General features: G+C 70.1%; 6 protein-coding genes and 1 pseudogene. 2 read left to right on the top strand and 5 right to left on the bottom strand.

The features are described from left to right. The first annotated feature begins 497 nt into the window (after positions 1-497). Entirely contained in the window at positions 498-746 is a 249-nt protein-coding gene (locus ACFU8Q_RS14420; protein WP_384452646.1) for a hypothetical protein, read from the top strand. Here ACFU8Q_RS14420 and ACFU8Q_RS14415 read toward each other — a convergent pair. Both ACFU8Q_RS14415 and ACFU8Q_RS14410 read right to left on the bottom strand, forming a co-directional pair. Then, the gene (locus ACFU8Q_RS14415) at positions 734-1,576 is read right to left on the bottom strand and encodes a RimK family alpha-L-glutamate ligase (protein ID WP_384452641.1); all 843 of its coding nucleotides are present in this window, start codon (positions 1,574-1,576) and stop codon (positions 734-736) included. The two genes, ACFU8Q_RS14420 and ACFU8Q_RS14415, sit on opposite strands and share 13 nt — an antisense overlap. Next, positions 1,573-2,520, bottom strand: a complete 948-nt coding sequence (locus ACFU8Q_RS14410; RefSeq protein WP_384452638.1) for a RimK family alpha-L-glutamate ligase — start codon at positions 2,518-2,520, stop codon at positions 1,573-1,575. Before ACFU8Q_RS14410 ends, ACFU8Q_RS14415 begins: the two co-directional genes overlap by 4 nt. Positions 2,521-2,749: 229 nt before the next feature. Here ACFU8Q_RS14410 and ACFU8Q_RS14405 point away from each other — a divergent pair. Next, positions 2,750-3,028, top strand: a pseudogene (locus ACFU8Q_RS14405) (DNA helicase); the annotation flags it as partial. A gap of 245 nt (positions 3,029-3,273) precedes the next feature. Here ACFU8Q_RS14405 and ACFU8Q_RS14400 read toward each other — a convergent pair. From ACFU8Q_RS14400 to ACFU8Q_RS14390, 3 genes are all read right to left on the bottom strand, one after another. Beyond that, positions 3,274-4,416, bottom strand: coding sequence for an alpha/beta hydrolase (locus ACFU8Q_RS14400; RefSeq protein WP_384452644.1), 1,143 nt, complete (start codon positions 4,414-4,416; stop codon positions 3,274-3,276). A 282-nt stretch (positions 4,417-4,698) separates the two neighbouring features. After that, positions 4,699-6,150 (bottom strand): MFS transporter, encoded by a 1,452-nt coding sequence (locus tag ACFU8Q_RS14395; protein WP_384452635.1) that lies wholly within the window; start codon positions 6,148-6,150, stop codon positions 4,699-4,701. Continuing rightward, entirely contained in the window at positions 6,147-7,094 is a 948-nt protein-coding gene (locus ACFU8Q_RS14390; RefSeq protein ID WP_384452633.1) for a nucleoside hydrolase, read from the bottom strand. The genes ACFU8Q_RS14395 and ACFU8Q_RS14390 overlap by 4 nt, the downstream gene beginning before the upstream one ends. Positions 7,095-7,286 lie beyond the last annotated feature (192 nt).

Below are 7,286 nucleotides of genomic sequence, written 5' to 3'. Positions count from 1 at the left end.
CCTCCGGCCCTTTGACAACTACGGCTGACAACAACCCGTCGTTCAGTGGCGCGCAGACACCCCTGCCGGGGGCATCCAGCTCCGTCAGCTGGGTGCGCCGTGCCGCGGTCCAGGCATCCGGGCCTTCCGGGGCGGCAGTGAGCCGGTCCCAATGGCCTGCCAGCTGGGACAAGGTCTCCCCGACCTGCCCTTCCGCTGGCACCGGACACGAAGTCAGCTCCTGGTGGCCGCGCTCGCGGACCGCTGGGGCTGGTACCCGTGCGCGGACGGACCGGGCAAGACGGTGTGGGCCGTGTGTTCCGGGTCCGTCCTGGCGGCGCCCTCGCCGTAGGCCGGCCGATGCCCCGTGGCCCCGTGACCGGAAAGAGGCGACCCGAACGCGTCCGTGCCGCCGCCACGGCACGAAAGATCGCCCCACCAGGGACACTTGCCCTCCACCCTGCCGAAAGCCGGTCCGTCAGTGCACACCGGCCAGCACTCGCACACACGCGGGCAATGTGCCGCAGCAGCAGCCGATCGCGGGTCGGCACGAGCTCCTGGAGCCGCTCGACAACGGCGGCATGGGGGACGTGTGGCGCGGCTACGCCGACATCGGCCGGCTCCAGCACGAGTCGGACCTGCTGGCGGAACGCTGCCTGCTGTTCATCGCGTGCACGCGGGCCCGGGGCGGGCTGCATGTGTCGTGGTCGGGCGCGGGCACCCCCAGCGAGTTCCTGGTGCAGGCCGGGGTGTGTCAGGCCTCGTAGGTGGGAAGGCGGAGCGGCCGGGGGCTTCGCAGTGCCAGGGCTGCCAGCGCCGCGGGGGCGCCCTTCGGTCCGCGGATGCCCGGGAAGGCGTTGATGTCGACGACGACGGGCGCCCCCGCACGGTCCAGCAGGTCGACACCGTAAACATCCAGACCGAAGACCTCTCCCGTGTGGAGGGCGAGTCCGGTCCAGGCCTGCGGCAGGTCACGGACCAGTGGCGCAGACTGCGCACCGTCCGGCGGGGCGCCCACGGGTGCGGGGCGCACTCCCGCGAACACCTCCCCCGCGATCACCCACAGCTTGTGGTCCCAGCCGCTGTTCGCGACGAACTCCTGTAGGACGACAGGCTCGTCGGACCACTGGGCAGCAAGGTCCCAAAGCTCGGACGGACCGTCCACGCGGGCGACCAGGTCCGCGCGCCGGCTGTGGCGGCTCTTGACCATGAGCGGATAGCCGCTCTCCGGCCGCTCCGCTCCGTGGAGAGCTTCGGACAGTGCATCCAGGGTTCTTGTCCGGGGCATCGGCAGGCCGGCGCCTTCCGCCACGGCGGCGATCCGGCTCCTGTCCTGGCACAGCTCGGTCGCGGCGGCGGAGTTCACCACCCGGGCGCCGTGTGCTTCGAGGAAACGGGCCAGCGCCAGTGCCCGGGGGGTATGAGCCTTGAGGAGGTAGACATCGGCGAGATCGTCCGGGGTCACCAGTTCCGACGGGGATCCGGTTCCGGTGTCCGGGTTCAGGAACGTCACCCGGTGCTCCGCCTCGATCAGCGCGGAAGAGGCTGCGGCGAGCAGCGGATGATCCGGCTTGTCGGTCAGCAGACACACCCTCATATCTGCGCGGCTCCCGGCACGGCTGCCAGCATGTCCGCTTCGGGGCCGGGGACGGGGTGCGGATGAGGCAGTCCATGGGGGATGTACGGCTGAGCGGGAATGCGCGGAGCAGGGGCGAGCATGCCCGCCCTGGCAGCGCCGCCCGCCCTGGCCAGGTCGAGGACGGCTCCGGCCAACCGGGATACGGCGTCGGGGACCTGGCGGAAGCTCGGGAAGTCGTTGATGTCGACGATCACGGGGCCGTCGGGGCCGAGCACCACGTCGATGCCGTACAGATCGAGGCCGAAGACCGCACCCACCTGCGCCGCCACTGCGGCCACCTCGGCGGGCAGGGGGACGGCTCCCTCGTCGACCGGCCCGTCCGGGTGGAGCGGGGAGCGGCGCAAGGTCGCATGGAATTCGCCCGCGAGACAGTAGACCTTCAGATCGGAGCCCGAGTTGGACACGTAGGGCTGTGCGATGAGTTGGCCCTCCCCCGCCTGCTCCGCCTCCACCAGCCGCCCGGGGTCCGACACGAGCCGCACCCCGCGCCCCGAACTGCCGTCGGCGGGCTTGACCACCAGGGGGAAGAGCTCGTCGGGAACATCCGCGAACAGCGTGGCCCTCGGTGCCGAATAGGTCACCGGAACCGGTAGCCCGTGCTGTCGCGCGATGACCGATGTGAGGACCTTGTCGCGCACCGCGCGGATCGACCGCGCGTCGTTCACCGTGGTCAGGCCCACAGCCGCCGCGGCCTCCAGCAGGGTGAGCCCGGGGCCGCCGGACACGGTCTTGAGCACCCAGGCGTCATGGGTCCCCGCCCGCACCTCTTCCGAGATCCGCAGCAGCGAGCCGCCGGGGCGCACCACATCCACCTGGTGGCCCCACGACGACAGTCGTCGGACCACGTCAAGCGGCATGCCGTCATGCCGGTACAGCTCTTCGACGAGGAAGCAGAGCTTCATCCCAATACCCCTCGGTGCCCCACGACTGATGAGGGCGCAACGGTGCCATGCAGTGCTCTTCCGAACACCGCCAAAGGGGAAACGCTACGTCACGCTCGCCCCAAAGCTACCGCCACCGGGCGTTACTGATGGTGCGTTGCCTCATCCAGACAGATCTCCGTCGGGCGCGGCCACGGAGTGGATGGCATTGCACTGACCGCGTCCGCCACGGCACGGAGTACGGATCACCGAGCGCGCCGAGATCTGGCAGCTCGCCGAGCGCTTCACCCAGAGCCTGGACCGCCTCGGCCGGCAGACCTGGCACCAGGTGTCGGAGCGGGCTGCGCGGCTGGAGATGCAGCGCGAGCAGTCCATCCTGGCAATCGACCAGCAGCGGGAGGAAGCCGGCGGGCTGGACAACATCCACCTGCAGGCGGGCTCGGGCGGTCGGCTCCGTTACCGCTACCGGCACCTCGTCGTGGACGAGGCACAGGAACTGCGGCCCGCGCACTGGAAGATGTTGCGCGCGGCGGAGGCGCACCACCGATCCGGTGCGCTACCGGCGCGAGGTACAGCAGGCACGCTCGCTGCTCTTCGTCGCCACGACGCGTGCCGCGACAGCCTGGACATCTTCTAGCACGGGACGCCGAACCCGTTCCTGGCACCCCTGGTCGCCGCTGTCGCCGGATGAGTTCCGGGGCGGCAGCCGTACGTCGACGGTTCCCGACCCGTCGTGGGCGCCGGTGATGTCGTAGGCGGGGTCCGGGCGATCGATCAGATGCCCTTCGCGTGAGCGACCCAGCGCATGTAGGGCGACAGTTGGATCGTGAGCCAGCGGAAGACCTGCGGCACCTGGTACTTCCACAGCCCGATGGTGTGCGGCCCGCTCACCTCGGTGACCACCACACGCGTCGGAGGCGCTGCCGCCCGCCGCAGCGCGAGGCCGTCGCGGTAGCCGTCGTTGCGCCCGCCCGAGAGGTAGAGCGCGACCGGCGGCGGGACAGTAGCGTGGCGCAGGATCCACAGCGGGTTGTTGGCCCGCCGTAGCTGCGGGTCAACACCCGTGAGAGAGAGCCGCTCGGCTGCCGGGTCGTTGTAGCCGGAGAGGCCCACGGCGGCCCGGTACCGGTCGGGGTGGGCGAGTGCCATCTTCACGGCGCAGTGTGCCCCGGCGGAGTACCCGGCCACCGCCCAGCCCCTGGCTCGGCTCTGCGCGCGGAAGGTATCGGTCACCATCTGCCGAACGTCCACACTCAGCCAGGACTCGGCGTCCACAACACCCGGCACGTTGGCGCACCCGGTGTCCTGGGCCGCCAGCAGATTGGTCCGCGGCTCCACGAGGATGAACGGGGCGATCTTCCCCCTCCGCATCCCGGCCTCCAGCTGCGACTGCACCCGCAGGCTGCCGAACCACGCCTTCGCCGACCCGGGAAAGCCGCCGAGGAGCTCGACCACGGGGAACTTCCGGTGGCGGAAGGCCGGTTGGCTGTACTGGGGCGGCAGCCATACGTACACCTCGCCGCGGACACCCGACACCCGACCGCTCAGCTGAGTGACGCGGACGCCCCGGCCCATCCGGGCGTCGCGCGCCGGGCTGAATTTCTGGACGGCCTTCGGCTCGTTCGCCCGGTAGTTGTGGCCCCCGAGTCCGTCACGCCCGAGGTCTGGTGCGGCAACGATGTGGTGTCCGGTGCCGAGCAGGTCGGCCCAGTTGTCGTACAGGCCGTTGGTGTTGTTGACCACGACGAAGACGCTCAGCACGGCCGCCGCCTGTGCGAGGACGACCATCACCAGGCGCGCCGCGCCGCGCATCACGGCAGGGCCCCGTACCCGGCCCCACAGCACCAGAGGAAGCAGCACGGTAACCACGACCAGCGCGATCGTGGCCAGGAAGAAAGGCGTCCCCGTCAGGCTCATCACGCCTGGGAGGATGCCGTACGCTCCGCGGCGGTTACCCTCTTTTCCACCTTTTTACGTCGGATGCGAGAAATCGAGGTACGCCTGGTGACGCCGGAACCGTCGCCCCGTGTCCTCCCGGTCCGATCAGCCGGGCGCGCGACGCGAAGAAGACGGCGCGTCGGGGTACCCCGACGCGCCGGTGTGCTGCCGTGAACACGTCCAGCCGTTCGTCGCCCACGTGTTCCCAGCTGATCCCGCTGCCCCGGCGTCGGCAGTGTCACGCCGGGGCAGCCGCAGCCGTCAGGCTCCGTCTTCCGCCGCCACCGGCTTGGGAATCAGGAAGGACGCCGCGATGGCGAGGCCCAGCAGGACCACGCCCGTGATCATGCTGGCGACGTAGCCGTCGGTTGATGCCGAATCGGCGGGCTGGACGGCCGTCTGGACCGCGTAGAGCGCCGCGAAACTGAGCCCGGCACCGAGGTTGAATGCGCCCGCGTTCAACCCGGGCAGGAATCCGGGGTTCTCACGCGGGGACAGCACGATGCCGAGGCCGTTGAGCACGATGTTGCCCACACCCGCGTAGGTGATGCCGACCAGCAGCGAGGCCACGAGCAACATGGCACGCGACTGGCCGCCCAGGGTGAAGATCATCAGGACGATGGATGCGGCCGCGCCGATCAGGCCCAGACGCAGGATGCGGCGGTAGCCGAAACCTGCGGCAAGCCGGCCGGCGATGGGCCCCATGGCCAACCCGGCCAGCGCATACGGCGTGAGCGTCCACCACGCGGACTGTTCGGCGGACATGCCGAGCCCGGCGTGTGCGTCCTGGGCGAATGCCGGGATCAGCCCGTTCATGACGGCGAACACGCCGGTCATGGTGAGCACCGTGGTCAGCAGGAGCGCCCAGGTCGAGCGCTGCCGCAGATGCCGGGTCGCGACCAGCGGGTGCCCGCTCCTGCCCTCGGTCCGCCAGAACAGGGCGAAGGCGGCAGCGGCGACGACGACAAGGACGGCGACGAGTGGCCAGTTGGCCGCGGCGAGCTTTCCGGCCTCGTTCAGCGCGATCAGCAGTGCTCCGACCGAGACGACCAGGAGTGCGACGCCGGGCCAGTCCATCCGGGACGCGACGGCCGCCTTGGACTCCGGCGTCATGGTGGCGACCAGAACCGTGGCGATCGCCGCCACCACAGCCATCACCCAGAACACCGAGGCGAAGCCGTGCTTGTCGGCGAGGAACCCGCCGGCGAGGGAGTCGACTCCGGCGATGCCACCGTTGACGGCGGTGATCACGCCCAGCAGGGTGCCGTACTTCTTCGGCTCGGGGACCTCGACCCGCAGCATGATCAGGCACAGCGGCACCGTGGGACCGGACACGCCCTGGATGATGCGGCCGACGAACAGCATCGGCACGTTCTGTGCCAGCGCCGCGACCACGCAGCCGACGACCATGAGCGCCATCATCGCGGCCAGCACCCGACGGCGGCCGATAATGTCGCCCAGCCTCGGCAGGAACAGCGAGAACAGGGCCGCGGAGGTGAAGAACGCGGTCTGGGTGAGCCCGATCTCGGCCGAAGTAGCGCCCAGGCTGTCCTCAATGCTCTTCAGGGCCGGGCTGAGCATGCTGGCGTTCAGCTGGAAGGCGAAGCACGCCATGAGGAGCGCGACGACCAGCACGCCCACCCGGACCGGGCGCCGTTCGGTGACCGGCGGCGGCCCGTCCGGGAGGGCTCGGGTATCGGTGGAGACGTTCATTCTGCGACGTCACCGATCCGCGTCAGGGCGTCCACGACGAGGTCCCAGAAGCGCTCGTGGTCGAGCTTGACGGCGACCTGGGTGTGGCAGTCGGGCGGGGCGGGCGCCCGGAAGTCGGTCACGGTCATGCCGAGGGTCAGCCCGCCGGTCAGCTCGATGTCCACCGGGGCCTTGCGCACCGTCATGACGCTCGGGTCGATGACGTAGGCGACCGCGCACGGGTCGTGCACCGGAGGGTGCTCGAAGCCCTGCGACTCCAGGTAGGTGGCGCCGAAGAAGTCGAGCAGCTCGCCCACGAACGCGGCCGGCTTGGTGCCGACCGCGGCGATCTTCTCCCGCACCTCCGGGGTCGCGAGCGCCTGGTGGGTCAGGTCGAGACCCACCATGGTGACCGGCCAGCTCTCGTTGAAGACGATGTGCGCGGCCTCCGGGTCGATGATGATGTTGAACTCGGCGACCGCGCTCCAGTTGCCCTCGTGGTAGCCGCCGCCCATCAGCACGACCTCGCGGACGCGGGAGGCGATGCGCGGCTCCTTGCGTACGGCGAGCGCGATGTTGGTCAGGCCGGCCGTGGGGACGATGGTGATCTCGCCCGGCTCATGGGACATCACCGTGTCGATGATGAGGTCCACGGCGTGACGTCGGTCCAGCTCCAGGGTCGGTTCGGGCAGCACCGGGCCGTCGAGTCCCGACTCGCCGTGGATCTCCGGCGCCGTCTCGATGGTCCGCACCAGCGGCCGCGGACATCCCGCGGCGAAGGGAATTCCGGTGATGCCGGCGATACGCGCCACGGACAACGCGTTGCGCGTCACCTTCTCCAGCGTCTGGTTGCCGACCACGGTGGTCACGGCGACCAGATCCACGTCCGGGTTCCCGTACGCCAAGAGCATGGCGATGGCGTCGTCGTGCCCCGGGTCGCAGTCGAGGATGATCTTTCTGGCCATCGGAAGAGCCCCTTCGCTCAGCTGAACAGTTTGAGATGGATCTCGGCCAGCGCCGCAAAAGGGCTACTGCACAGAGTGCGCCGGTACGGTCCCCGACCGCCGTTGAGGTCCGCGCCGGCATGCGGCGCCGACCCGCGAGCGGGCAGCGAGACAGACAGGTACCGCGCACTCTTCCTTGATCACGCGGTGGGA

It is taken from the genome of Streptomyces sp. NPDC057543 (genome assembly GCF_042801895.1).
Lineage (GTDB): Bacteria > Actinomycetota > Actinomycetes > Streptomycetales > Streptomycetaceae > Streptomyces.
This window is presented reverse-complemented; position numbering and strand designations above follow the sequence as displayed.

Coding starts and splice junctions, on each gene's coding strand:
- ACFU8Q_RS14415 (WP_384452641.1), bottom strand. CDS start 1,576: ATGAGGGTGTGTCTGCTGACCGACAAGCCGGATCATCCGCTGCTCGCC.
- ACFU8Q_RS14410 (WP_384452638.1), bottom strand. CDS start 2,520: ATGAAGCTCTGCTTCCTCGTCGAAGAGCTGTACCGGCATGACGGCATG.
- ACFU8Q_RS14400 (WP_384452644.1), bottom strand. CDS start 4,416: ATGAGCCTGACGGGGACGCCTTTCTTCCTGGCCACGATCGCGCTGGTC.
- ACFU8Q_RS14395 (WP_384452635.1), bottom strand. CDS start 6,150: ATGAACGTCTCCACCGATACCCGAGCCCTCCCGGACGGGCCGCCGCCG.
- ACFU8Q_RS14390 (WP_384452633.1), bottom strand. CDS start 7,094: ATGGCCAGAAAGATCATCCTCGACTGCGACCCGGGGCACGACGACGCC.